Annotated in this window: 20 protein-coding genes; 15 read left to right on the forward strand and 5 right to left on the reverse strand. The window is 56.4% G+C overall.

Annotated features, from left to right (window positions below):
- Positions 1-2 precede the first annotated feature (2 nt).
- Positions 3-1073 carry a DUF2333 family protein gene (locus tag B347_RS0105930; RefSeq protein ID WP_019408784.1) on the reverse strand — a complete coding sequence of 357 codons (1071 nt, stop codon included), beginning with the start codon at positions 1071-1073 and terminating at the stop codon, positions 3-5.
- A 362-nt stretch (positions 1074-1435) separates the two neighbouring features.
- On the opposite strand from B347_RS0105930, the gene B347_RS0105935 reads away from it, so the two are divergent.
- From B347_RS0105935 to accC, 7 genes are all read left to right on the forward strand, one after another.
- Positions 1436-3106 (forward strand): GGDEF domain-containing response regulator, encoded by a 1671-nt coding sequence (locus B347_RS0105935; RefSeq protein WP_019408785.1) that lies wholly within the window; start codon positions 1436-1438, stop codon positions 3104-3106.
- A gap of 970 nt (positions 3107-4076) precedes the next feature.
- Positions 4077-5120, forward strand: coding sequence for a methyl-accepting chemotaxis protein (locus tag B347_RS27130; RefSeq protein ID WP_423812771.1), 1044 nt, complete (start codon positions 4077-4079; stop codon positions 5118-5120).
- A gap of 112 nt (positions 5121-5232) precedes the next feature.
- Positions 5233-5742 (forward strand): hypothetical protein, encoded by a 510-nt coding sequence (locus tag B347_RS0105945; protein WP_019408787.1) that lies wholly within the window; start codon positions 5233-5235, stop codon positions 5740-5742.
- 105 nt (positions 5743-5847) lie between these two features.
- The gene (locus tag B347_RS0105950; RefSeq protein WP_019408788.1) at positions 5848-7623 is read left to right on the forward strand and encodes a protein-disulfide reductase DsbD; all 1776 of its coding nucleotides are present in this window, start codon (positions 5848-5850) and stop codon (positions 7621-7623) included.
- Between the two features lie 130 nt (positions 7624-7753).
- Positions 7754-8209 (forward strand): type II 3-dehydroquinate dehydratase, encoded by a 456-nt coding sequence (gene aroQ / locus B347_RS0105955; protein WP_019408789.1) that lies wholly within the window; start codon positions 7754-7756, stop codon positions 8207-8209.
- A 25-nt stretch (positions 8210-8234) separates the two neighbouring features.
- Positions 8235-8696 (forward strand): acetyl-CoA carboxylase biotin carboxyl carrier protein, encoded by a 462-nt coding sequence (gene accB, locus B347_RS0105960; protein ID WP_019408790.1) that lies wholly within the window; start codon positions 8235-8237, stop codon positions 8694-8696.
- Between the two features lie 17 nt (positions 8697-8713).
- On the forward strand, positions 8714-10072 hold the full coding sequence (accC, locus tag B347_RS0105965) for an acetyl-CoA carboxylase biotin carboxylase subunit (protein WP_019408791.1): 1359 nt from the start codon (positions 8714-8716) through the stop codon (positions 10070-10072).
- A gap of 99 nt (positions 10073-10171) precedes the next feature.
- On the opposite strand, the gene B347_RS0105970 is transcribed toward accC, so the two are convergent.
- Positions 10172-12280 (reverse strand): TonB-dependent receptor, encoded by a 2109-nt coding sequence (locus tag B347_RS0105970; RefSeq protein WP_019408792.1) that lies wholly within the window; start codon positions 12278-12280, stop codon positions 10172-10174.
- A 417-nt stretch (positions 12281-12697) separates the two neighbouring features.
- Here B347_RS0105970 and prmA point away from each other — a divergent pair, with 417 nt between their 5' ends.
- From prmA to B347_RS0106010, 8 genes are all read left to right on the forward strand, one after another.
- Entirely contained in the window at positions 12698-13576 is an 879-nt protein-coding gene (gene prmA, locus B347_RS0105975; protein WP_019408793.1) for a 50S ribosomal protein L11 methyltransferase, read from the forward strand.
- A 30-nt stretch (positions 13577-13606) separates the two neighbouring features.
- Entirely contained in the window at positions 13607-14875 is a 1269-nt protein-coding gene (locus B347_RS0105980) for a DUF3426 domain-containing protein (RefSeq protein ID WP_026014011.1), read from the forward strand.
- 228 nt (positions 14876-15103) lie between these two features.
- Complete coding sequence (dusB, locus tag B347_RS0105985; RefSeq protein ID WP_019408795.1) at positions 15104-16117, forward strand: tRNA dihydrouridine synthase DusB; 1014 nt, start codon at positions 15104-15106, stop codon at positions 16115-16117.
- Positions 16114-16434, forward strand: a complete 321-nt coding sequence (gene fis / locus B347_RS0105990) for a DNA-binding transcriptional regulator Fis (protein ID WP_019408796.1) — start codon at positions 16114-16116, stop codon at positions 16432-16434. Before dusB ends, fis begins: the two co-directional genes overlap by 4 nt.
- 81 nt (positions 16435-16515) lie before the next feature.
- Positions 16516-18123, forward strand: a complete 1608-nt coding sequence (gene purH / locus B347_RS0105995) for a bifunctional phosphoribosylaminoimidazolecarboxamide formyltransferase/IMP cyclohydrolase (protein WP_019408797.1) — start codon at positions 16516-16518, stop codon at positions 18121-18123.
- Between the two features lie 168 nt (positions 18124-18291).
- Positions 18292-19590 carry a phosphoribosylamine--glycine ligase gene (gene purD / locus B347_RS0106000; RefSeq protein WP_019408798.1) on the forward strand — a complete coding sequence of 433 codons (1299 nt, stop codon included), beginning with the start codon at positions 18292-18294 and terminating at the stop codon, positions 19588-19590.
- Between the two features lie 101 nt (positions 19591-19691).
- Positions 19692-22469, forward strand: a complete 2778-nt coding sequence (locus B347_RS0106005) for a hybrid sensor histidine kinase/response regulator (RefSeq protein WP_026014012.1) — start codon at positions 19692-19694, stop codon at positions 22467-22469.
- Positions 22470-22550: 81 nt separating this feature from the next.
- The gene (locus B347_RS0106010; protein ID WP_019408800.1) at positions 22551-23147 is read left to right on the forward strand and encodes a MarC family protein; all 597 of its coding nucleotides are present in this window, start codon (positions 22551-22553) and stop codon (positions 23145-23147) included.
- A 42-nt stretch (positions 23148-23189) separates the two neighbouring features.
- On the opposite strand, the gene B347_RS0106015 is transcribed toward B347_RS0106010, so the two are convergent.
- From B347_RS0106015 to B347_RS0106025, 3 genes are all read right to left on the reverse strand, one after another.
- Positions 23190-23843, reverse strand: coding sequence for a hypothetical protein (locus tag B347_RS0106015; protein ID WP_019408801.1), 654 nt, complete (start codon positions 23841-23843; stop codon positions 23190-23192).
- A 141-nt stretch (positions 23844-23984) separates the two neighbouring features.
- On the reverse strand, positions 23985-24701 hold the full coding sequence (locus tag B347_RS0106020) for a hypothetical protein (protein WP_019408802.1): 717 nt from the start codon (positions 24699-24701) through the stop codon (positions 23985-23987).
- A 124-nt stretch (positions 24702-24825) separates the two neighbouring features.
- Entirely contained in the window at positions 24826-25608 is a 783-nt protein-coding gene (locus B347_RS0106025) for a hypothetical protein (RefSeq protein WP_019408803.1), read from the reverse strand.
- Positions 25609-25715 lie beyond the last annotated feature (107 nt).

Consider the following 25715-nt stretch of genomic DNA (forward strand, 5'->3'; position numbering starts at 1 on the left):
ACTTAACCTTGTGACAGCAATTGACGAAGGTCCATGACTGCCGCGTTCGCGCGGGAAATGTAGTTGGCCATGACCAACGAGTGGTTCGCCAGCACGCCGTAGCCGCTGCCATTGAGGATCATCGGGCTCCAGACGGGTTCCTGAGCGGCTTCCAGCTCACGAATGATCTGACGCACGCTCACGGTGGCGTTCTTTTTAGCCAGCACATCCGCGAAGTCGACTTCGATGGCGCGCAGCAAGTGCGACAACGCCCAAGCTTGGCCACGGGCTTCGTAAAACACGTTGTCGATCTGCATCCATGGGGTTTCAACGATTTCTTCATCCACCACCGGTACTTGGCCCGGTAGCAGGCTTTCAGTCTTCAGCGTGGTGTTGAGTTTGACCCGGCCAACGCTGGCCGACAGACGTTGCGACAGCGAACCTAAGCGCGTGCCCACATCACCTAACCAGTTGTTCAGGTTGTCGGCACGTGCGTAAAACAGGGCGTTTTTCTGATTCGGGTCGGACAAGCGCGCCTGATAACGGCTCAGGGAGTTGATGCCTTCCTGGTATTCAGACTCACTGGACGGCAGCATCCAGCTCTTGTTGTCGAAGTTGAAGCGCGGCTCGGCCTTAGCCAGATCAGCGTCTTCGGCCGATTGCGACTGCGAGCGAGCGAAATCTTTGCGCAGGGCACGGGTCAGGTCACGCACCTGAACCAGCACGCCGTATTCCCAGCTCGGAATGTTGTCTAGGAGCACACCCGGCGGAAAACGATCGTTAGACAGATAACCGCCCGGCTTGTTGAGCAAGGTACCGGCTACCGTTTTCAAGGTTTCAACTGTGGTGAACCCCGGCACCATTTGCTGACCGCTTTTCTCGGCCGCCAACTGAGCGTTTTGCTGCACCGGGAACAAGTCCGGCTCCTGGCTCCAGTACCAACCCAGACCTAGGCACACCACGGCATAAATACCGACCAGCACAGCGATGGAACGGCTCAACAGGATACTTTTGAAATAGCCACGCGGCTTTGTATGAGTGTCCTTGACCGACTCGCGGGCACCGTCGCCCTCACGTTTTTTCCAGTCCAGCATGGCTATGTCCTTTCAGATGCTTAAGTCAACAGTTCGACCGCAACCCTACCTCATCGTGCCTTGCTTGCACGACTTTAAATCGAGGCTAGGCGCTGTACGAAATGCTGTCGAGCCTGTTTTTAACGCAGCATAACCGAGCGCAGATACATTTCGTACAGGGCCTAAGCTGACCTGCAGCAATGCAGGGGTCATTTACACGCGGCACTATACAAATGCACAGCCTCGCCTACGAACGGCCGGACGATGGCTATTTTGGGGCATGCGCGAGTTAATTTCGTGCAGGGATAAGTTCTATTGAAAATGAGGTGCTAGCATAGAGCCACCACTCGACCCCAGCATGCCCCTTACCCAGCAGCCAGGATATGACCGAGCAAGAAGACACCAGCCAAGAGCGCCTAAAGCACCACTTCGCCCAGCGCGTTACTCATCAGGCCCGACAAATTCTTGAAATTTGGCAGCGTTTGCAGACTCAGGAATGGTCGCCCCCAGGCCTCGCTGAATTTAGCGAAGCCAACCTGCGCCTGCTGCGTTTTGCCGAACGCTTTGAGCAGCCCGAGCACACGGAATTGGCGCGAGCCATCGACGAGGTGTTGCAACTGGTAGCCACCAACCGTGGCCGACTCAGCAGCGCGTTGATCACCGACCTCAACCGTTTGATGCAACGCCTGTCGCGCACCGGCCTGCGCCAAGGCGATCAACTGTCACAGACGGCATTGCCGCCGCTGCGCAAACCGGTCTACATCCTGCTGCAAGACATTGAGCGGGCAGAGCGCCTGGCCAAGCAGTTGGAGTTTTTCGAACTCAACACCTTGGCATTCGCCAGCCCCAACGCCTTCCGTCACGCCATGGCCGAACGCCATCCGGCCGCCATCGTGATGGACGTTGATTTCGCCGAAGCCGGCCAAGGCTTGGAACTGGCTGCCGAGGCCCAAATCGGCCTTGAACAAAAACTGCCCTTGCTGTTTTTCAGCCAGCACGAGACCGACACACCAACTCGGCTGGCCGCTGTGCGCGCAGGTGGCCAAGCGTTTCTGACCGGCACGCTCGAAGTCTCCAGCATGATGGAAAAAATTGAAGTGCTGACCTGCGTGGCGCAATACGAGCCGTACAAGGCGCTGATCATTGACGACTCGCGGGCGCAGGCACTGCACACCGAGCGCCTGCTCAACACCGCAGGCATCATCACCCGTACGCTCACCGACCCGATTCAGACGATGGCCGAACTGGCTGAATTCCAGCCGGATCTGATCATCCTCGATATGTACATGCCAGCTTGCACCGGCACGGAGCTGGCCAAGGTGATTCGCCACAATGAGCGCTACGTCAGCGTGCCGATCATCTATCTGTCGGCCGAAGACGACATGGACAAACAGCTCGACGCCATGAGCGAAGGCGGCGATGACTTCTTGACCAAGCCGATCAAGCCGCGCCACCTCATTACTACTGTGCGTAACCGCGCTGCCCGCGCCCGCAACCTAAAAGCGCGCATGGTGCGCGACAGCCTGACCGGACTGTACAACCACACCCATATCCTGCAATTGCTCGAAGACTGCACCTACCGCGCGCGCCGCGAAAATAACCCGCTGAGTTTTGCGATGCTCGACCTCGACCATTTCAAGCGCGTTAACGACTGTTACGGCCACCCTATGGGCGACAGGGTCATTAAAAGCCTGGCCCTGTACCTCAAACAGCGCCTGCGCAAAACCGACTTTATTGGCCGTTACGGCGGTGAAGAATTTGCGATTGTCATGCCTGACACCGACCAAGAATCAGCTTACGCGGTGCTCAATCTGATTCGTGAGCGCTTCTCGGAGATTCACTACCCCGCCCAACCGTCAGACTTGCGCTGTTCGTTCAGCGCCGGAGTGGTAGAACTCAAAGGTGAGGCCGATAGTCTGTTAATGGCCGCGCAGGCTGATGAAGCGCTTTACCTTGCCAAGAAAAACGGACGCAACCAGGTCCAGCGTTTTGACCAATTAAGGCAAATTGCCACTATTTCATCTGACTCCTCCGACTTCGTCACACCGCTGTAACCTAAGTGCAATAACTTCAGCCGCTTCTAACTGCGTAGTAGGCAGAATCCACATGCGTCTGAAGCTGCTAACCAACCTCAACACACTGTTGTTGGTCGCCGTGTGTCTCGCGCTAGGCGCGACTTTATGGTGGTCACAACAGGCGCTGGAACGGCCTTACGTGTTGATGGAGCGCTATCTGAGCCTCTCGCAACACTTCCAGAACCGAGTCGCACGCAACATTGAAGACTACCTAGCCAGCGGCGATGCTGTACGCCTAAGCGAGGCCAACAGCGCCCTCGACGCACTCAAGACCGAACTCAATCCGCTGCCGCCCGCGCTGGCCAATGCACTGCGCCCCAGCCTTGAAAACCTGAGCACCTTCAGCAACACCGAACTGCTGGCGGCTGGCAAATTGGCGGGCGACCCGCAAGCCTTGCTGCTGCAAGCCGAACGCGAGTTAGCAGCCAGCCTTGAGCAGCTCAACCAATACGCCAGCGAGGCCAACACTCCTGAAGCTGCGCACTACTTACCGCCGCTGCTCACGGCCTCTCTGCACCTGGCCAAGCTATCGCTCAACCGCGACAAACTGGTCAGCAGCGGACGCAGTGAGTTGGCCGGTGACGTTGAGCGCGAACTGGCCAGCATCCAGGCTCAAGCGCAGCAAATCGACGCCCTTCCCTTGCTCGGAATCAGCAGCAAAAGCACCTCGGGCAACGACGACTTCGCGGTGCTGATGGGGCTTGATGCCACTCAAACCGCGCAAACAGAAGATGCGGGGGTCAATCTCAAACGCGAGTTGAGCAACCTGCTGGCCCGTTACCCGGCCGAACTCAAACGCACCCAAGCACAAATCGAACAACGCACCCAACTCAGCACCACCACTCACCTCAAGCTCGGCGCCGTTCAACACGCCATCGCCGAACTGGAGCCCGTGGTTCGCGCCGAACACGGGCAGATTCAAGACGAAGTGCGCTTGATTCAAGTGTTGATGATCGGCCTGATCCTGCTGATTGCGCTGTTAATCGACACCTTGCAACGCAAGTTGGCACGGGTGCTGACGTATTTAGCGCCGTTGCTGTCGACCTGGGCCGAAGGTGACTTCAGCCGCGACATTCAACTGGGTAAAACCAATCGCGAACTACAGGACATCGAGGCATCGCTCAATCGCCTGCGCGCCTATCTGGTGAACCTGGTGGGCACCATTCGCCTCAACGCCGAGCAAGTCGCGGGCAGCAGCCAAACCTTGGCCCAACTGAGTACCGACCTGCACAGCGGCGCCGCGCGTCAGGCCGGAGACACCGGCCAAATTCGCGATGCATTGGGCGAACTGGAGGCGACCATTTCGCAGGTCGCGGGCGACGCCAGCCATGCCGCCGACGCCAGTCGCAGTGCTGGCACCGCCGTTGCTCAAGGCCAGCGCGTCATCGGCCAAAGCCTCACCGGGCTGCACGCTCTGGTCGGTGAAGTACAAGGCAACGCCCAGACCGTTGAGCGGCTGGCCGAAGAGTCAGCCACCATTGGCGGCGTGCTGACGGTGATTCGTTCCATCGCCGATCAAACCAACCTGCTGGCACTCAACGCCGCCATCGAAGCCGCACGCGCAGGTGAAATGGGCCGCGGTTTTGCCGTAGTCGCTGAAGAAGTCCGCTCTTTGGCGCAGCGCACCACGGGGGCGACCAGCGAGATCCAGACCTTGATTGCGGGGCTGCAACTGGCGGCCCGCCAATCGGTTGAAGGCATGCGCGCCCAAGTCGTGCACGCCCAGGCCACCGCCCAACAGGCGCAGGCGGCCGACGGCGCGCTGGATGAAATTGTCGGGGCGATTACTACCATTTCCGACACGGCCGTGCGTATTGCAGACGTCACCGCCCAACAAAGCGCGGCGGTCAGTGACATTCGTGACCACAGTGAACGTATCCACCTGCTGGGTGACGACAACTTGCAACGCATCGGCATTGCCCGCAAGCAGAGTCAGCAACTGCTGCAACTGGGCGCAGAACTGAATACGGCGGTGCAAGCGTTTCGGGTGTGACCCTGTCACTTCTGACAGTATCCGGACTAAGCGGGAGTGATATTAAATTGATGCCGTACCAACAGACTCGATAAACGTCTGCGACCCGTACGGCATCAATAGGCGCTCCCCCATGCGACCCACTGTTTTCATTCTGTTTGTTCTCTACTTGCCGCTCGCCGAAAGCGCAACGCTGCAGGTTGAAAATCAGTCGAACTATTTAGCCATTCTAATTACGTCAGCGGGCGGTTCTCTGTGCACGCCGAATGAGCAGCAACTGCGGCCCTGCCTGATCCTGCCACTTTCGAGGCGCGCCTATGCGTTGTCAGACGCACAGGCCTTGAGCGCAACGTTACGCCTTATTTCATTGCCTCAAGCCCACGAGACAGACATGAGCAGCCTGCAAAAACATGCCTTTAAAAGTGTCAGCGACTTTACCTACCAACCTGTGGGGCCGTTGAGGTATGAACAAGTGCGGTGTGAAACGCCGATGAACGAAGGCGTCAGCATTAACATTGTGTTGGTTGATGTGATGGACGTGACCTGCTCAACCGCCACTGATCGACATATTTCATGGGTCTACAAACGCAATGACGTTAATTTGAAATTCATCGTTAAAGACCTTCCCGCCAAACAGCGTTAAAACGCCTCGTTCTCGGCAGGAGGAACCGAACGCCTACAAAAGCCGGGGCGGCACACACTTCTTCACTCCGCTATCATGCGCGCAGGTTTTATTAGCGAGAGTGTTATGCGCCGTTTGTTGTTTACCCTGTGCCTACTGTTCGCCCTGCCTACCTTGGGCGCGAGCCTGCTGGACGCCCGTCCCAGCGCAACCCTAGGTGCTATTAATAACAGTGCCGACTTTTTGCCGGTTCGCGAAGCTTTCAAGCTGAATCTGATCGACACGACGCCCGATAGCATCAAGCTGCGCTTCGTGCCAACTGAAGGCTATTACCTCTACAAGCACCGCTTCGCCTTCAAAACCGAACCTGCCGACATCGCTCTGGGCGCGGCACAACTGCCGCCCGGCGAGCAAAAACACGATGAATACTTTGGTGACGTCGAGGTCTATCACGGCATCCTCGATGTCGACATCCCGCGCCCGGCCAATGATCAACGCCCGTTCACCCTAGTGGTCACCTACCAAGGCTGCGCCGACAAAGGCTTGTGCTACCCACCGGAAACCGAACGCCTGAGCATTGGCGGCGCACCCGCTTCGCCAGTGGCCACGAGTGGCAATGCGCCCGCAACGTCCTGGAACTGGCGCGAACTCGCGCTGTTCTTCCTCGCGGGGTTAGGCCTGACGTTTACGCCATGCGTGTTGCCGATGCTGCCGATTTTGTCGGGTGTGGTCTTGCGCGGCCAAGTCGGGGGGTTGCGTGGCTTTAGCCTGTCGCTGGCCTATGTGCTGCCGATGGCTGCCTGTTTTGCGCTGCTGGGTGCGCTGATGGGCATGTTCGGTGCGCAACTCAATCTACAAGCCCGCCTGCAATCAGTGTGGGTGCTGGTGCCTTTTGCGCTGTTCTTCGCCATTTTTGCGTTGGCAATGTTTGGCGTGTTCGAGCTGAAGTTGCCACAGTCAATCAGCAATCGGCTGGACCGTATTGCCGGTCGCACCCAAGGCGGTTCGCTGTGGGGCGCGGCGGTGCTGGGTGTGGTTTCCAGCTTGCTGGTGTCGCCGTGTGTCTCGGCCCCCTTGGCCGGGGCGCTGCTGTACATCAGCGCCAGTGGCGATGCCTTGGGGGGCGGTTTAAAGCTGTTCGCCCTCGGACTGGGCATGGGCGCCCCGCTGTTACTGGTCGCCACCGGCGGCGCGGCGTGGCTGCCAAAAAGTGGGCCATGGCTGGTCAGCGTAAAAAACGCCATCGGCGTGCTGCTGCTCGGCTTGGCCATCGGTTTGCTCAGCCGTGTGTTGCCCGGCCCGGTCACGTTGTTGCTGATCGGCTTGCTCGCGGCAGGCGTGAGCCTGTTTCTAGGCACGCTGGAGTTCGTTTACAAAACCCCGAGACAGCGTCTAGCGCAACTGCTGGGGTTGTTGTTGCTGGTGTATGCGCTGGCCTGCTGGTTCGGCGCGCTGAGCGGTCAAAGTGATCCGTTCAATCCTATCGGCCATTCCCAAGCCGCCAACCCTGCCACCGCCAGCGCGCAAACAACCGGGCAATGGCAGACCATCACGACCCCGGCGCAGCTCGACAGCGCGTTAGCCGAGGCTAAGGCAGCCGGGCAGCCAGTCTTGCTGGACTGGTACGCCGACTGGTGCATCAGTTGCAAAGTGATCGAGCACGAGGTGCTGAACAACCCGCAGGTGCTGGATTTGCTCAAAGGCTATCGACTGGTTCGCTTCGATATAACCGCCAGCAATGCCGAACAACGCGCTCTGCTTGATCGCTACCAATTGTTCGGCCCGCCAGCGCTGATGCTCTTCGGTAAAAATGGCGTAGAAAAAAGTGACCAACGGGTCATCGGTGAAATCAATGCCGCGGACTTCGCCGAACGTGTCGCCATCGCGAATGACCAGATCTAGAGCCTTGGTCACAAACTTTTCGCGAACATCGGACATCGTGCTGGCTATTGTAGACAACTGGACACTGATTCAGCTTTTCGGCATAGTCGCCCGGCGTTAACAATTGCACATAGAAAATAAGGAACAGCAGATGGCGACTTTTCTGGTTCTGCACGGCCCCAACCTGAACCTGCTAGGCACCCGCGAACCGGGCGTCTACGGCGCGACCACCTTGGCGCAAATCAATCAGGACCTGGAGCAGCGAGCCCGCGAGGCCGGTCACCATTTGCTCTACCTGCAAAGCAATGCCGAGTATGAATTGATCGACCGAATTCACGCCGCACGCGATGAAGGCGTGGATTTTATTCTGATCAATCCGGCTGCTTTTACCCACACCAGCGTGGCATTACGTGACGCGCTGCTGGCGGTGAGCATCCCATTCATCGAAGTGCATTTGTCTAACGTGCACAAACGCGAACCTTTCCGCCATCACTCCTACTTCTCCGACGTTGCAGTAGGTGTGATCTGCGGCCTTGGCGCCAGCGGTTATCGACTGGCCTTGGAGGCCGCCCTGGAACAGCTTGAACTACAAGCTAAACGCCCCTGACCGACCCATTGGGAGTTGACGATTCATGGATATCCGTAAAGTTAAGAAACTGATCGAACTGCTGGAAGAATCCGGCATCGACGAGCTGGAAATTAAAGAAGGCGAAGAGTCCGTACGCATCAGCCGTCACAGCAAAACTCCAGCCCAACAGTTCTACGCACCAGCGCCAATGCAACAGGCGCCAGCTGCTGCTCCAGTAGCTGTAGCACCGGTTGCTACCGTGACTGAAGCACCTGCTGCACCAAAACTGAACGGTTTTGTGGTCAAGTCGCCAATGGTCGGCACTTTCTACCGCACCCCAGCGCCAACTTCGCCTGCCTTCGTTGAAGTCGGCAAGACCGTTAAAGTCGGCGACACCATTTGCATCGTTGAAGCGATGAAAATGATGAACCACATCACCGCTGAGAAAGCCGGTGTAATCGAATCCATCCTGGTAGAAAACGGTCAGCCGGTTGAATTCGACCAACCGCTGTTCACCATCGTTTGAACCACGGGGAGCCAACGATGTTGAAGCCTCAGAAGCTGGAAAAAGTCCTGATCGCCAACCGCGGCGAGATCGCCTTGCGCATCCTGCGGGCGTGCAAGGAACTGGGCATCAAGACCGTCGCGGTGTACTCCACTGCTGACAAAGAACTGATGCACCTGGGTCTGGCAGACGAAACCGTCTGCATTGGTCCGGCACCAGCCAACCTGTCTTATCTGCACATCCCGGCCATCATCGCGGCGGCCGAAGTGACTGGCGCCACGGCGATCCACCCAGGCTACGGCTTCTTGGCTGAAAACGCCGATTTCGCCGAACAAGTCGAGAAATCCGGCTTTGCCTTCATCGGCCCGAAAGCTGACACCATTCGCCTGATGGGCGACAAGGTATCGGCCAAGCACGCCATGATCGCTGCTGGCGTTCCGACGGTTCCGGGTTCTGACGGCCCGCTGCCCGAAGACGAAGAAACCGCACTGCGCATTGGCCGCGAAGTCGGCTACCCAGTGATCATCAAAGCCGCTGGCGGTGGCGGTGGTCGTGGCATGCGCGTTGTAAACCGTGAAGAAGACCTGATCGAAGCGGCCAAGCAGACCCGCGAAGAAGCCGGCGCTTGGTTCAGCAACCCGATGGTCTACCTCGAAAAATACCTGACCAACCCACGTCACGTGGAAGTCCAGGTTATTTCCGACGGTCAAGGCAACGCCATCCACTTGGGCGACCGCGATTGCTCGCTGCAACGCCGTCACCAAAAGGTGCTGGAAGAAGCACCGGCACCGGGTATCGATGAGAAGGCTCGCCAAGAAGTATTGGCGCGTTGCGTCAAGGCGTGCGTCGACATCAACTACCGTGGCGCAGGCACTTTCGAGTTCCTGTATGAAAATGGTCGTTTCTACTTCATCGAGATGAACACTCGCGTGCAAGTTGAGCACCCGGTTTCCGAAATGGTCACTGGCATCGACATCGTTAAAGAGATGTTGAGCATCGCCGCAGGTAACAAGCTGTCGTTCACCCAGGCTGACGTGAATATTCACGGTCACTCGCTGGAATGCCGGATCAACGCTGAGGACCCGGCAACGTTCATGCCGAGCCCTGGCTTGGTTAAGCACTTCCACGCACCGGGCGGCAACGGCGTTCGCGTCGACTCGCACCTGTACAGCGGTTACAAGGTTCCGTCCAACTACGACTCCCTGATCGGCAAGCTGATCACCTGGGGCTCGACCCGTGACGAAGCCATGGCCCGCATGCGCAATGCGCTGGACGAAATCGTGGTCGACGGGATCAAAACCAACATCCCGCTGCACCGCGATCTAGTGAATGACGAAGGCTTCTGCAAAGGCGGCGTCAACATTCACTACCTGGAACACAAACTGGCTAACAAGTAAGTTTGTTTTCTGCTCAACAAAGCCGCTTTCGAGCGGCTTTGTTGTGTCTGGAGGCGAGGCTGTAGACCTCCCGACTGTAAAGCTGATTTTGGCCCTGGCTTACCAATCAATCGAATAACTGGCGCCCAGCGTCCGGCCTTGTGCATTGGCATAAGGTGCGCGGGCATTGGCTTGGGCGAAGGCGTTTTCGTAGGTTCGATTGCTCAGGTTGTAAATGCCACCTTCCAGTCGCCCCCGCGGCAACTCGACCGAACCCAACAGGTCGACCAGGGTGTAGCCGTTGATCTCGCGACCATTGTTGTCTTTGGCCGCCGCGTCGTAGCTGGCAAGTCGCATGGCCTGCAGGCGCAGGTCGTAGGCGTCTTCTTTATAGCCGACAAACACCGTGGTTTTAGCAGGCGATACGCGGGTCGCCGGCAAGTCGATCCATTTGCCGTTTTGCCGGGTTTCACCTTTAGCCCAAGCATAGGTGCCGCCCAGCGACCATCTGTCGGTCATGCGCCAGATCAAATTGTTCTCGATGCCGCGCACGCGTTCCTTCTGGTTGATCAAGCGTAATACCCGATCGTTGGCATCGTAGAACTGCGTCACATCTGAAGTGTTTTCATAGACCGTGGTGTCGGCTTGCCACTGATCCCAGTTACCCCGCCATCCCAACTCGTAGCTGTTGACCTTGATGGCTTGGGCATTAAGGCTTTGGATATTGAAGTTGCTCTGCACGTCACGCATAAAACGCTGGAGGTCCGGCAGTGAAAAGCCCTGGCTGAAGTTGGCAAACACATCCTGATTGCCACTCAGGTGGTAAACCGCGCCAAGGTTATAGAGCGTGGCGCCATAGTTAAGCGTGTCGCCGGGCAAGACCGCACGCTTGCCGGTTTGCACGATTTCGCCATAGGCAATGCTGTCGGCGACTTTGCTTTCGATCCATTCACGGCGAACACCACCCCGTAGCGTCCAGTCGCCGATGTCCCAAGACATTTGCCCGAACAGCGCTTTGGTGGTGGTGTTAATGTCCGGGCCCAGCTCAAACGTTTCGCCTGTTTTGCTGTAAACCAGACCGTTGGCGGTGTACTGATCGCCACGTTGGCGGGAGTGCTCATTGTCATAGTCAGCGCCCCACACCAGGTTGCCGGTCGCCTTGCCGATGGACGGGAGCGCGCTGTCGATGGCCGCCCGCAAGCCATACACATCCTGCACGCTGTTGTTGTTCGAAATTCCGGCCTTGCCGCGTGCCAAATCAGGAAAGAACAGCGCGTCGGCACGCCGCCAATAGCTTTCTATCTGCAAGCCTTGCCCATAGAAATCCGCGTCGCTGTAGTTAAGATTGACGGCCTGGGTGTGGGTGTATGGCTGGTCATCCAGCACTAAACCTTTAATCGCCACGGCCTGCTGCTTGTTACTCGGATCTTTGGTGTAGCCGGTGTCTTGCTGATCCTTGTAGTCCTGCAAAGACAAGCTCAGCTTTTTGTCGGCATCCAGTTCATAACCGAAACGACCTTGAAGGTCATAGGTTTCGGTGTCCATGTTGCTGCCCTGCGAAGTGTCCTGGGGTATGCGCTTGCCGTCACCATCGAACAGATCGTTACGCTGCACCCCACCTGCCGAAACATACCAGTCCAACGCATCTTTACGCCCGGTGGCACTTTGAAAAAGCTCGTAGGCAAAACCTTTGGAGTTGAGGTTTGTGCCCGTCGTCAGCCCCAGACGGCTACTAAAAGCGAGGTCCTGCCCCTGATTGCGCTTGGTAATGATGTTGATGATCCCGCCCGAAGCTCCGGCGCCATAAACACTACTGGCCCCCGATACCACCTCAATGCGTTCGATACTGGAGGGCGAAATGCTATTGAGTTGGCGAAAGTTGTCTCGCGTGGAGTTTTGCGAAACGCCGTCAATCAGCACCAGGATGCTTCGCCCGCGCAGGGTCTGTCCGAAGTTGCTCATCCCGCCGGACGACGGCGCAATACCTGGCACCAGTTGACCAAGAATGTCGGATACCCGACGCCCCGCTCCGCTCTGCTCGCGTATTTGTTGCTCGTCAATGACCTGCACCGAGCCCGGAATCGACGCAATAGTGGCTTCAGTTCGCGTGGCCGAAACCACAGTGGCCTGCATGTTCAGTGCACCGGGTGAAGTATCGTCTTCGGCCCATGCCGTGAGGCTCAAGGAACTGAACGCTGCCATCAGAAAAGGGAGTTTGCTTCGAGTCATGATCTGAGCTCTGGTTAGTTATTGTGGTTAGCAGTCGATAAAGCGTGAGATACCGTTGAAGCCCCGCGGCCCCAATGACGCAGCAACAAGTGTTGTGCTAATTCCAGGGCCAAAACATGACGTCCAACTCCTTAGGCTGACGATGGATCTCCTTATCCAGACAGAAAACGGGGCGAGAGTACGCGGCCTGAAAATTATTATCAAATGGTAATCAGTGCTATTTGAGGTCGGCTTTTAAGCTTCCTACGGGCTTTGTTACCTTGAGATTTCCCATCAATGCGACAGCTGACATCACCTTCGTCTCACAACGGCTAGTTGCGCTCTTTTTGCATACCACCCAAGCCCACGCTCGCGTAAACTGGCGCGTTTCTCGCAGCCCTTCTGGCTGCACACTCTTATTTTTCAAAGGTGCCCGCCATGCCTTGGCTGCAAGTACGCCTCGCCATCAGCCCAGAACAAGCCGAAACCTACGAAGACGCGTTCCTCGAAGTCGGCGCCGTTTCTGTCACGTTTATGGATGCCGAAGACCAACCGATCTTCGAGCCAGAACTCAACACCACCCCGCTGTGGTCGCACACCCATTTGCTGGCACTGTTCGAAGGCGACACCGAAGCTGAGCTCGTGCTGTCTCATCTAGAACTGCTGACCGGCTCGCCGCTGCCTGAGCACCACGCCGAAGTCATCGAAGACCAAGACTGGGAACGCAGCTGGATGGATAATTTCGAGCCGATGCGTTTTGGCCAGCGCTTGTGGATCGTCCCAAGCTGGCACGCCGCTCCTGAGCCTGAAGCCGTCAACCTGCTGCTCGATCCGGGCCTGGCCTTCGGCACCGGCACCCACCCCACCACCGCGCTGTGCCTCGAATGGCTGGACGGTCAGGACCTCAAAGACTGCAACGTGCTGGACTTCGGCTGCGGCTCGGGCATTTTGGCCATCGCCGCGCTGCTGCTGGGCGCCAAAGAAGCGGTCGGCACCGATATCGACGTGCAAGCACTGGAAGCTTCGCGCGATAACGCCGGGCGCAACCACATCGCTCCCGAGCTGTTCCCGCTGTACTTGCCAGAAGACCTGCCTCAGGTTCAGGCCGATGTACTGGTTGCCAACATTCTGGCCGGCCCGCTGGTCTCGCTGGCACCACAACTGTCGAGCCTGGTCAAGCCAGGTGGCCGTTTAGCACTGTCCGGCATCCTCGCCGAACAAGGCGAAGATGTCGCCGCAGCTTATGCTCAAGACTTTGATCTGGACCCCATTGCCAATCGCGATGGCTGGGTGCGCATCAGTGGTCGTCGGCGCTAGAATGACCGCCTGCCTAACCCGGATGGCCGCATGAGCGATAGCTTCGTAACACAGTGCCCACATTGCCAAACCAGCTTCCGTGTCAGCCACTCTCAATTGAGCATGGCTCGCGGAGTGGTGCGCTGTGGTGCCTGCCTGCAAGTGTTCAATGCCGCACAGCAACTGCTGAATAAAGGCACTGAAAAAGAGCAGTTGCCCACAACTGTGACGCCACTTGCGGCAGAGCCCGAGGTAATCGAGCCGCCAGTCGTGCCCAAGGCAGTCAAGCCTGCGCACTGGGAAGCGGCCGAACTGGACCTCGAACATCTGGATCTGGACAAAGAACTGGCCAAGCTTGAAGAGCTGGAAATTCAGCCCAGCAAAAGTTTTGGCCAGCCGCACAAGAGCAGAGACAGCGCCCTGAGCGCACGTCGTGACACGGTCGACGCAGAAGAAGGCCAGTGGTCTGACAGCCTTTTCAGCGACTCGGCGGCAGAACGCGCCGAGACGTCGGCCCTCGCCGCCAAGGCCGCAGAAAAAGCCATCGAGCAAGACATCGAGCCTGCTGACACAGGGCGCACTGAACCGTCTCTGTCCCTGGACCTCGACGAGCCCGATGACACACCACCGCTCAAGTTATCCAAAGAGGATCACGATGAGCTTGGGGGTCGCGTCGAACACCTGTCGGCCATTGATGACAACGATGACGATGAGCCACTGGCCCCGCCATCGCTGGTCAAACACACACACAAACGCAGCGAGCCGGGCGTGCGTGAGGACATGTTGCAGGATCTGGTAGACGACCCTTTACACCTGGACTGGCAAAAACGTCGCACGCCGTGGGGCAAGCGTCTGTTCTGGATGTTATTGGTGCTGCTGGCCGCTGCAGCACTGGCCGGGCAATACATTGCCAATCACTTCGACGAACTGGCCCGCCAAGACCAATATCGCCCACTGTTTCAGCAACTGTGCCCGCAAATTGGCTGCACGGTGCCCACTAAGGTCGACATAGATCGCATTAAAAGCAGCAACCTGGTGGTACGTAGCCACCCTGAGTTCGCCGGAGCGCTGGTGGTGGATGCGATCCTCTACAACCGCGCCCCGTTTTCTCAGCCCTTTCCGCTGCTTGAACTGCGTTTTGCCGACCTGAACGGAAAAATGATCGCCAGTCGTCGCTTCAAGCCCGGCGAATACCTGAGTGGCGACCTGACCGGCAAGACTGAAATGCCGCCTCAGACGCCTATTCACATTGCTTTAGACATCCTTGACCCTGGCCCGAAAGCGGTGAATTACAGCCTGAGTTTTCATTCCCCGGAATGAGCGCGCTGCGCTTTTAGCGATAAGCGGCAAGCCGCAAGTTAGAAGCTAAGAGCAGATTTGCTTCTTCTTGCAGCTCGAAGCTCGAAGCTTGCAGCTGGCTGAAAGCTAGCTTTCAGCCCCAATTGTTCAAAAATCATCCAATTTCGTCTTTATCCAGTCATCGAGAGCGGGTATCATGCCAACCCTTTTTCGAACTCCCAAGATCCGGCCCCACAACAGGGAAGTCCTATGTCGGCGGTACGCATCGGCCCATATACATTGCACAACGGTTTGATTCTCGCCCCTATGGCGGGTGTCACCGACCAGCCCTTTCGTCAGCTTTGTCGGCGGATGGGCGCAGGTCTGGTCGTTTCGGAAATGGTGACCAGTGACATGAGTCTCTGGAACAGTCGTAAATCGCGCCTGCGCATGATTCACGACGGTGATCCCGAGCCCCGCTCGGTACAGATCGCCGGCGGCGATGCACAGATGCTGGCAGATGCCGCCAGGGCCAACGTGGAACTGGGTGCACAGATTATTGATATCAACATGGGCTGCCCGGCAAAAAAGGTCTGCAACAAGGCCGCCGGCTCCGCGTTGCTGAAAGACGAAGTCTTGGTGAACGAGATCCTGCAGGCCGTTGTGGCTGCGGTTGATGTGCCGGTCACCCTGAAGATCCGAACCGGCTGGGACCGGGACAACAAGAACGGCCTCACGGTGGCAAAAATCGCCGAACAGGCCGGGATTCAAGCGTTAGCGGTTCACGGTAGAACCCGTGCCGACTTGTACACCGGGGACGCCGAGTACGACACCATCGCCGCGATCAAGCAGGCGGTGTCGATCCCGGTGTTTGCCAACGGCGACATCGATTCACCCCACAAGGCCCGGCATGTGCTCAACGCCACCGGCGCTGATGGGCTGTTAATAGGCAGGGCGGCTCAAGGGCGGCCCTGGATTTTCCGCGAAGTTGATCATTTTCTGCGTACCGGCCAGCTGTTGCCGGCACCGGAGATGAGCGAAGTGGAACGTATTCTGCTAGAGCATCTGGCCGCACTGCACACCTTCTATGGGGAGGTATTGGGGGTACGTATTGCCCGCAAGCATGTCGGTTGGTATCTCGCAACCTTGCCGGGCGCCAAGGAGTTCCGCGCCCACTTCAATCGTTTAGAAGATACGGAAGCACAATGCGCCAACGTTCAGGCGTTTTTCGCCGAACGACACAAGAGCCTGGCAACAGGGGACGAAGGATGGGTGGCCGCATGACGATGATGACCGAGACATTAGTGAGTGGAACAACGCCCGTGAGCGACAACGTCAATTTGAAACAGCACCTTAATACGCCAAGCGAAGAAGGTCAGACCCTTCGCGGGAGTGTCGAAAAGGCGCTGCACAACTATTTCGCCCACCTGGAGGGCGCTGAAGTCACGGACGTGTACAACCTGGTGCTTTCCGAAGTCGAGGCCCCTCTGCTCGAGTGCGTTATGAACTACGTCAAGGGCAACCAGACCAAAGCCTCCGAGATGCTAGGACTCAATCGCGGCACCTTGCGCAAAAAACTCAAACAGTACGATCTGCTGTAAGCATTCAATCAAACCTGAAAGGCGTCCTGATAAAACAGGCCGCCTTTTTTGCTGACTCCTTTGCTTTTGATGGAAATCAAGATGACCGATCAGACTACCCGCCTGCCGATCCGCCGCGCTCTAATCAGCGTTTCCGATAAAACCGGAATCCTTGATTTCGCCCGTGAACTGGAAGCCCTCGGCGTCGAGATTCTGTCCACTGGCGGTACGTTCAAGCTGCTGCAAGACAACGGCGTGTCCGCAGTGGAAGTCGCGGACTACACAGGCTTCGCGGAAATGATGGACGGCCGGGTGAAAACCCTGCACCCGAAAATCCACGGCGGCATCCTTGGCCGTCGCGGCATTGACGACGACATCATGAACGAGCACGGCATCAAGCCGATCGACTTGGTAGCCGTTAACCTCTACCCGTTTGAAGCCACCATCAACAAGCCAGGCTGCGACCTGCCGACTGCTATCGAAAACATCGATATCGGCGGCCCGACAATGGTCCGCTCCGCTGCCAAAAACCACAAAGACGTGGCCATCGTGGTCAATGCCGGTGATTACGCCAACGTCCTAGAAAGCCTCAAGGCTGGCGGCCTGACCTACGCACAACGTTTCGACCTGATGCTCAAGGCGTTTGAACACACCGCCGCCTACGACGGCATGATTGCCAACTACATGGGCACCGTTAACCAGGCGGCTGAAACCCTGAGCACTGAAGGTCGCAGCCAATTCCCGCGCACCTTCAACAGCCAGTTCATCAAAGCGCAGGAAATGCGTTACGGCGAGAACCCGCATCAAAGCGCAGCGTTCTACGTTGAAGCCAAGCCTGCCGAAGTTGGCATCGCTACCGCGACCCAATTGCAAGGTAAAGAGCTGTCCTTCAACAACGTGGCCGACACCGACGCCGCGCTGGAATGCGTGAAGAGCTTCGTTAAGCCGGCTTGCGTGATCGTCAAGCACGCCAACCCGTGCGGCGTGGCCGTTAGCCCGGACGCCGAAGGCGGCATCCGCCAGGCTTACGAACTGGCCTACGCCACTGACACCGAATCGGCTTTCGGCGGCATCATCGCCTTCAACCGTGAGCTGGACGCTGAAACCGCCAAGGCCATCGTTGAGCGTCAATTCGTTGAAGTGATCATCGCCCCGTCCGTCAGCGAAGAAGCGCGCGCCATCGTGGCCGCCAAAGCCAACGTGCGCCTGCTGGCTTGCGGCGAGTGGAGCGCAGACCGTGCACCGGCCTGGGACTTCAAACGCGTCAATGGCGGCCTGCTCGTGCAGAGCCGTGACATCCAGATGATCGGCAGCGAAGACCTCAAAGTAGTGACCCAACGCGCACCGACCGAACAAGAGATCAACGACCTGATCTTCGCCTGGAAAGTGGCCAAGTACGTGAAGTCCAACGCCATCGTCTACGCCAAAGGCCGTCAGACCATCGGTGTCGGTGCAGGCCAGATGAGCCGCGTAAACTCGGCTCGCATTGCCGCGATCAAAGCAGAACACGCAGGCTTGCAGGTACAGGGTGCCGTGATGGCATCGGACGCGTTCTTCCCGTTCCGTGACGGCATCGACAACGCCGCCAAGGCCGGTATCACCGCGGTGATCCAGCCTGGTGGTTCGATGCGCGACAACGAAGTGATTGCCGCCGCCGATGAAGCAGGCATTGCCATGGTGTTCACCGGCATGCGTCATTTCCGTCATTAAGACAAAGCGGCAAGCGTTTAGCTGCAAGCGGCAAGTTGGAGCGGATATGTGTCGCTTTTCCTGGCACTTGCAGCCTCAATAATTTAGAGCTTCAAGGGTCAGTAAGAGCACCACACATTTGCTTTTACTTGCAGCTTGCAGCTTATAACTTCTCCGAAGGAGTCTGACTTGAACGTCCTCATCATTGGCAGCGGTGGCCGTGAACACGCACTGGCCTGGAAAGTAGCTCAGGACCCGCGTGTCACTAAAGTTTTTGTTGCCCCAGGCAACGCTGGTACCGCCATTGAAGCCAAGTGCGAGAACGTCGCTATCGACGTGCTGGCCCTTGAGCAATTGGCTGATTTTGCCGAGAAGAACGTTTCGCTGACTATCGTTGGCCCGGAAGTCCCACTGGTTGCTGGTGTGGTTGATCTGTTCCGCGCACGCGGCCTGGACTGCTTCGGCCCAACCGCTGGCGCCGCGCAGTTGGAAGGCTCGAAAGCGTTCACCAAGGATTTCCTGGCACGTCACAAGATCCCAACCGCCGATTATCAGAACTTCACTGAGATCGAACCGGCCCTGGCTTACCTGCAAAAGGTCGGCGCGCCGATCGTGATCAAGGCTGACGGCCTGGCAGCCGGTAAAGGCGTGATCGTCGCCATGACCCTGACGGAAGCGGAAGACGCCGTGCGTGACATGCTCGCGGGCAATGCATTTGGCGAGGCCGGTTCACGCGTAGTGATCGAGGAGTTCCTCGACGGCGAAGAAGCCAGCTTCATCGTCATGGTCGACGGCAAGAACGTACTGCCAATGGCTACCAGCCAGGACCACAAACGCGTCGGCGACGCTGACACCGGCCCGAATACAGGCGGCATGGGTGCTTACTCCCCCGCTCCTGTGGTCACTGCCGACGTTCACCAGCGCGTGATGGACCTGGTGATCTGGCCAACCGTGCGCGGCATGGCCGAAGAAGGCAACGTCTACACCGGTTTCCTGTATGCAGGCCTGATGATCGACAAAGCTGGCAACCCTAAAGTGATCGAGTTCAACTGCCGCTTCGGCGACCCTGAAACCCAACCGGTAATGCTGCGTCTGCAGTCGAGCCTGGTATTGCTGGTTGAGGCAGCGCTGGCTCAGGCGCTGGACAAGGTTGAAGCGCAATGGGACCCACGTCCAAGCCTGGGGATTGTTTTGGCAGCAGGCGGCTACCCTGGCGACTACGCTAAAGGCGCTGTCATCCAAGGACTGGACGCCGCAGCACAACTGCAAGGCAAAGTGTTCCACGCAGGTACCGCACTGAATGCCGCTGGCGAAGTCGTGACCGCAGGTGGTCGCGTACTGTGTGCAACGGCAATGGGCGACACCGTTGAAGCGGCACAAAAGCAGGCCTATGCACTGGCCAAAGCCATCGAATGGGATGGCTGTTTCTATCGCAATGATATTGGCTACCGAGCCATTGCACGCGAACGCGGTGAGTCTCAGGAATAAGCAACCCATATGGATAGGCAGGGGCGGATCGCCCTTGCCTAACTATTCCAGCGCCGCGCATAGTTACCGCCTCTGGCTTCAAACTACGAAGGGATCTCACCGTGCGCTGGCTTAGGATCGCCATAGGAATCACCGTCACTCTGCTGACGACTCTGCTCTGCCTGACACCTGCCTACGCTGCACCAGGCGGTAATTGGTCTGTGCTTTCAGACCCTCAAGGCGACCTGCAACTGAGCGATATACGCTCAGCCCGATTCAACAACCAATTTACGCCCATCGAACTTGAGCAGATGGTGCCCGCCGAGCCCGGCGAAGCGCTGTGGGTACGATTCCGGTTACAGCCCGATAAACATGAGCAGATCCTGCGAGTCTTCGCCCCCGATCTGGCACGTCTGGATTTGTATGCCCTAGACGACCATGGGCTGATTTCCGAAGTGACCACCGGCAATACCCTGCCTCAATCCGAGAAGCCGCTATCGAGCAGCGACTACCTGCTGCCCTTGCCTCAGGCCACTCAGCCTCTGGATATTTATCTGCGCATGGTGTCTGAGCACCAGTTGCGCCCGCACATTACCCTCAGTACCGCCGTCATGCTCGCTGCCGACCAAGGCATGCCCTTGCTCTATGGGCTGTTGCTCGGCTGCTTGGCGATGCTGGTGCTGCACAACCTGATGCGCTTTAGCTTATCGCGCATGGTCAGCAGCCTGTGGCTTGCCCTCTGCGAAACCTTGCTACTGACAAGCTCCGCGCTGTTTTTAAACTTGCTGGGGCCTTGGGTTCCCGAGTGGCACAGCGTGCAAACCCCGGGCGCATATCTGGCGCTTGTACTGACTGCGCCTTGCGGACTGATGTTCGCCTACAGCTTTTTCTCCACGCGAGGCCCGCACCCGCTGCACAAACTGCTGCTGATCGACATTCTTATCATCGGCATTTGCGGCCTGTTGCTGCTGTTCTTCGACAGCCTCCCGCTTAACCTGATTACTTACGCACTGGTCGGGCTGGCAAGCCTTAGCATCCTGCTGGTGGGGGTTTACCACTGGCAACAAGGCTACCGACCGGCCCGCCTATTTGTTGTAGCGATGGTGATATTCAATACCGGCACGCTCGTGATTCTGCCGTCTCTGCTGGGCTTGACCCTGATTGCCCCGCAAGAGCTGGTACTGGCCCTGATGAGCGTGGTGTGTGTCAGCGGTTTGCTAATGAGCGTCGCTTTGAGCGAGCGTACCCGGAGCATCAAGGAAGACGAATTCAGCATCAGCTGCGACCTAGCCGCCAGTAATGCCGAAGTGAATGCCAAAGCCGAGTTTCTGGCCAAGATCAGTCATGAGATTAGAACGCCAATGAACGGCGTATTGGGCATGACGGAATTGCTGCTCGGTACGCCGTTATCTGTTAAGCAACGCGATTACGTGCAGACCATCCACAGTGCGGGCAACGAACTGCTGACACTGATTAACGAAATCCTCGACATCTCCAAACTGGAGTCCGGGCAGATCGAACTCGACGATGTGCAGTTCGACCTTAACGCGCTCATTGATGACTGCCTGAGCATCTTCCGCACCAAGGCTGAACAGCAAAACGTCGAACTCATCAGTTTTATCCAACCGCAAGTGCCACGCGTAATCAGCGGCGACCCCACACGCTTGCGCCAAACCTTGCTGAGCCTGCTCGAAAGCGCGCTGAAGAAGACCGACGAGGGCGAAATCCTGATCGTGGTCGCCCTAGAAGAACGCAGTGACCCGCCACGCCTACGTATTGCCGTTCAGGACTCGGGGCAGCCTATGAACGATGAGGAGCGCGACGCACTGTTAAACGCTGAACTGCACAGCAAAAACTTTCTCGCGGCCACCCGCCTGGGCGGCCATTTGGGGCTGGTGATTGCTCGCCAACTGATCACCTTGATGGGCGGTGAGTTCGGGATCAAGACCGGGCAAACCAAAGGCACCAATTTCTGGCTGACCCTGCCGCTAGACCCGCAACTTCTTGAGCACCCGACCTCAGATCTGGACGGCCCGCTCAAAGGCGCCCGAGTGCTGGTCGTCGATGACAACGACACCTGCCGTAAAGTCTTGGTGCAGCAATGTTCGGCTTGGGGGTTGAATGTCAGCGCCGCCGCCTCCGGTAAAGAAGCACTCGCCCTACTGCGCACCAAGGCGCACCTGCGTGATTACTTCGACATTGTCTTGCTGGACCAGAACATGCCCGGCATGACTGGCATGCAGCTGGCCGCCAAAATCAAAGAAGATCCAAGTCTCAATCACGACATCCTACTGGTGATGCTCACGGGCATCAGCAACGCGCCGAGCAAGATCATTGCACGCAATTGCGGTATCAAGCGCATTCTGGCCAAACCCGTGGCCGGCTACACCCTGAAAACCACCTTGGCTGACGAACTGACCCAACGCAACAACGGGAATGCAGTGGCACATACCTTGGGCAATGGCCCTGCTGCACCAATTACCGTGCCCAGCAACTTCCGCATTCTAGTGGCCGAAGACAACAACATCTCGACCAAGGTCATTCGCGGCATGTTGAGCAAACTCAACTTGCACCCCGACACGGCCAGTAACGGTGCCGAAGCCCTGCAAGCCATGAAAACCCAGCGCTACGACCTGGTGCTCATGGATTGTGAAATGCCGGTGTTGGATGGTTTTTCAGCCACCGAACAATTGCGCGCCTGGGAAGTCAGCCATCAGCGCGTACGCACACCAGTGGTAGCGTTAACCGCGCACATTCTGGCCGAACACAAAGAACGTGCGCGCCAATCGGGTATGGACGGCCACATGGCCAAGCCTGTCGAACTGTCGCAACTGCGCGAACTGGTCGAATTTTGGGTTGCTCAACGTGAGCTGCGTCAATCCCAGGCTCAACCGTCCTAACTACCTTGCTTGGCCGTACCGACAGACCGCAAAACCCCTGATAGACTTTCGGCGCCCCCTACTGCGATGTGAGCCCAGACCATGCTGCATGTTTTGTTCAGTGTGTATTTGAAGATGCTGGTGCTCTACAGCCCGTTCTTCGTTCTGTCCTGTTTTATCAGCCTGACCCGCGGCTATTCAAACAAGGAACGGCGCCGCCTGGCTTGGAAAGTGGCGCTGGCCACACTGATTTCAAGCGTATTGCTGTACTTGTTTGGACGGGTAATTTTTAGCGTCTTTGGCATCACAGTAGATGCATTTCGCATTGGCGCCGGCAGTGTGTTGTTCATCTCGGCACTGGGCATGGCCCAAGGCAAGTCTGCGGTGCAGAGCGACAATGTTCAGCAAGACGTCACCATCGTGCCGTTGACGATCCCGCTTACTGTTGGCCCCGGCACCATTGGTGCGCTGTTGGTCATGGGCATCAGCCAGCCCCACTGGGACGATAAGCTTATGGCGATTATGAGCATTATCATGGCCAGCCTGACGGTGGGTCTGGTGCTTTATCTGTCCAACAGAATCGAGCGCATTCTGGGCGATCAAGGCTTACAAATTGTTAGTCGCCTAATGGGGCTATTCGTGTGCGCCTTGGCGGCACAGATTATCTTTACCGGGATAAAAGGCTATTTAGTGCCTTGAGCGGTCTGTGCCACTCCCGCTCCAGGAACGAATCGAGTTAGCTCAGTGCTTCAGCTTCCTAAAAAAATTTTCTCGAACAGAGGCCAGCTCCTTCACTGTATTAGCCCGGTGACTGTCGTAATGTTCTCGCTTCAGATAAAAACCGGCCCATATTAATTGCGTGTCGAGAACATCGGTTTCACGAAGGACTCGACCATTGAACAATATATTTTTTACATTCCTACGGGATGTGACTCGTAACCCACTCACATATATGTAATTGCCTAATTCCTTACGAGGCTCACAAGGCACAAACTGATAATAAGCAATGTTGCCGGAGCGACTATGCCCCTCAAAGATCTGTTGAGCGATGGAATCAAGCCGCAACGCCTCAATTGATTCCCTTATCCCTTTTTTCAGCGACGCTTGTTTCAGCCCCTGCAGGTTGAGCAGCGCAGCCTCTTCCAGGCTGTCATAGGCATTTTGGACCACCACATCGGCGTCCATGATCTCCTCATCCACTTCCCACCCTACATCCATCAATACGTTGGTGAAAACCTCAAACCAATCGGTCAGTTGAGTCACACGATCACAGTACCGATCGGCCATGAGCTGTGCATAACCAATACTGTTCATGATGTCGGTTTGATCTTGATCCACAATGCCGTCTACAAACGACACAACACTGCCGCCTGCAATGATTGCTCGACTACTCATGGGATTGCTCTCCCGAGTACCGGCTGTTTTGGCCGAAAGCAGGGAGATTCTTGGTTACTGAAAGAACAATTTATAAGACTCATGTTGCACTCCTTGTGCTGATGCCATCCTATGGCTTTTGCTGCCAATGCACTCAAACGTCTAAGGGAGAGTACCAACTAAAGGCGGCGGCAAATCGAGATCCACAATCAGGGTCGCCTCAGCCCCGTCAAGACCGGCCAAGACGCTGCCTCTCATGTCGCTGAACGCTGACGTATCCAGTTCAAATTCCGAGACTGATAACAACATTGACCCGATAACAAACTTACCTGCGAACCATTGATCGAATAAATGTTCGTCCAATAACTGATGCACGGAAAAGCCGACCTGAACATCAATCATGTGGGCTTCAGGGTTGACCACGCTAACGTACATAAGAACCTCTGAACGCTCAGCGGTCTTCAACGATGAATCAGACTTCGTCACCCGCAGCACCGAATCAAAAAAAACTTTCTGTGCATTTAGCGAGCTAGCCAACGCGTTCAACCCACTCCTAATCGCCTCCTCCATCGAAGATGGATCAAAATGTGGAGCATGGGCAAACTGCTCCATGATCAGCGTGGTCGCATTGATATTTGCTTTGTCAGCAGGCTGCGGGCGTCTAGCCAGTGTAAAAGGTGCAGACCATTTCAACTCTGCTCTCGCGCGAGTCAGCCGCGCGTCCCACGCTATTGTTTCAGAAAACTTATCAGCCTTAACACTGGCGTATAACTGCGCATATAACTGGCTATTCAAAACATCTTTTTTAATCTGATCGGTTAACGTTTTATGCAATAGAACTAACTGACCTGATACAACCTTCATTTCATAGTCACGCATCACTTATGGCTTCCCTTCATAGCGCACCTGATATGAAGCAGCGCTCAACGAACGCTGCCAACATAAGTATTATTAAAACCCAATCGACCTGAAATAATCGTCAACCCCGTATAGATTAATTATCTTAGGGCTTTTTTAACGATTTAAAGAAATCATCTTGCTCTTGACCTAACCAGTCGAGAATCATAGGCTCGACACGTTTGTAACTGTCGTAGTTCATATTAATCATCGACGATGCCTTTTGCACTTTCAGGTTTGAACTTTTCCATTTCCAGAACCATGCTCCACCTTCTACAGACTTGAACGCACACTCCAAGCCGGCAAAGACAGCAACGGGAATACCCTCCTTGGATTCCAAGCATGGCACTAGCTGAAAACTACCTACGTTATCGCCCTTACTATTGTTGTCAAACAGTGTAATGAGTGCATTATCTTTTTTTATCGTATCAAACACCTTGCTCAGCAACGGCAAGAACGCCGCTGCATTGATACCCGCAACCTGCGCAATAATATCCAGTACAAGGCTGTCCATCGTGACATTTATTTTCGACGTATCGTGATCAGTAAAGATAAAACTGGGGGTAAACCAACCGCAGTTATTTATGGCCACCCCATAGGCCATATACCACTTTATAGGCTCATATTTACGAGACGCTACTGTATCCGAATATTTCTCTGCAAATTGTACGCTGTACATAACTGCCTTGCGATTTTCGAGAGATACACCATCCGCAAAGGCAACAACAATAGGAGACTTGGCCCCGATAAAAGCGTCTTCACCCGTAGTTTCAGGCACCAACGGTTCAGCTCTTAGTTTTGCAAATCGAGGTTGAGGAACAACAGGTAGAGCCTTAAAAAAAAGATGTGTTTCTTCATCGGTTGGCAACTGATTTTTAACGAATTCCATAGCAACACACTCCATTTAATTTAATAACCGGACTTTCCTTGCCGGGCAAATAAAACTTAGCCTCCTCACCACAACAATGCAAAACACAAGCCCATACCAAATGTTAC

This window comes from Pseudomonas psychrophila HA-4, assembly GCF_000282975.1.
Classification (GTDB): Bacteria; Pseudomonadota; Gammaproteobacteria; order Pseudomonadales; family Pseudomonadaceae; genus Aquipseudomonas; species Aquipseudomonas psychrophila_A.

What these genes read in the sequence shown, in the direction of transcription:
- accC (WP_019408791.1), top strand. Translation starts at nt 8,714, where the DNA reads ATGTTGAAGCCTCAGAAGCTGGAAAAAGTCCTGATCGCCAACCGCGGC.
- B347_RS0105980 (WP_026014011.1), top strand. Translation starts at nt 13,607, where the DNA reads ATGAGCGATAGCTTCGTAACACAGTGCCCACATTGCCAAACCAGCTTC.
- aroQ (WP_019408789.1), top strand. Translation starts at nt 7,754, where the DNA reads ATGGCGACTTTTCTGGTTCTGCACGGCCCCAACCTGAACCTGCTAGGC.
- B347_RS27130 (WP_423812771.1), top strand. Translation starts at nt 4,077, where the DNA reads ATGATCGGCCTGATCCTGCTGATTGCGCTGTTAATCGACACCTTGCAA.
- B347_RS0105935 (WP_019408785.1), top strand. Translation starts at nt 1,436, where the DNA reads ATGACCGAGCAAGAAGACACCAGCCAAGAGCGCCTAAAGCACCACTTC.
- fis (WP_019408796.1), top strand. Translation starts at nt 16,114, where the DNA reads ATGACGATGATGACCGAGACATTAGTGAGTGGAACAACGCCCGTGAGC.
- B347_RS0105930 (WP_019408784.1), bottom strand. Translation starts at nt 1,073, where the DNA reads ATGCTGGACTGGAAAAAACGTGAGGGCGACGGTGCCCGCGAGTCGGTC.
- B347_RS0105950 (WP_019408788.1), top strand. Translation starts at nt 5,848, where the DNA reads ATGCGCCGTTTGTTGTTTACCCTGTGCCTACTGTTCGCCCTGCCTACC.
- B347_RS0106015 (WP_019408801.1), bottom strand. Translation starts at nt 23,843, where the DNA reads ATGAGTAGTCGAGCAATCATTGCAGGCGGCAGTGTTGTGTCGTTTGTA.
- B347_RS0105970 (WP_019408792.1), bottom strand. Translation starts at nt 12,280, where the DNA reads ATGACTCGAAGCAAACTCCCTTTTCTGATGGCAGCGTTCAGTTCCTTG.
- purH (WP_019408797.1), top strand. Translation starts at nt 16,516, where the DNA reads ATGACCGATCAGACTACCCGCCTGCCGATCCGCCGCGCTCTAATCAGC.
- dusB (WP_019408795.1), top strand. Translation starts at nt 15,104, where the DNA reads ATGTCGGCGGTACGCATCGGCCCATATACATTGCACAACGGTTTGATT.
- B347_RS0106020 (WP_019408802.1), bottom strand. Translation starts at nt 24,701, where the DNA reads ATGCGTGACTATGAAATGAAGGTTGTATCAGGTCAGTTAGTTCTATTG.
- accB (WP_019408790.1), top strand. Translation starts at nt 8,235, where the DNA reads ATGGATATCCGTAAAGTTAAGAAACTGATCGAACTGCTGGAAGAATCC.
- prmA (WP_019408793.1), top strand. Translation starts at nt 12,698, where the DNA reads ATGCCTTGGCTGCAAGTACGCCTCGCCATCAGCCCAGAACAAGCCGAA.
- B347_RS0105945 (WP_019408787.1), top strand. Translation starts at nt 5,233, where the DNA reads ATGCGACCCACTGTTTTCATTCTGTTTGTTCTCTACTTGCCGCTCGCC.
- B347_RS0106010 (WP_019408800.1), top strand. Translation starts at nt 22,551, where the DNA reads ATGCTGCATGTTTTGTTCAGTGTGTATTTGAAGATGCTGGTGCTCTAC.
- B347_RS0106025 (WP_019408803.1), bottom strand. Translation starts at nt 25,608, where the DNA reads ATGGAATTCGTTAAAAATCAGTTGCCAACCGATGAAGAAACACATCTT.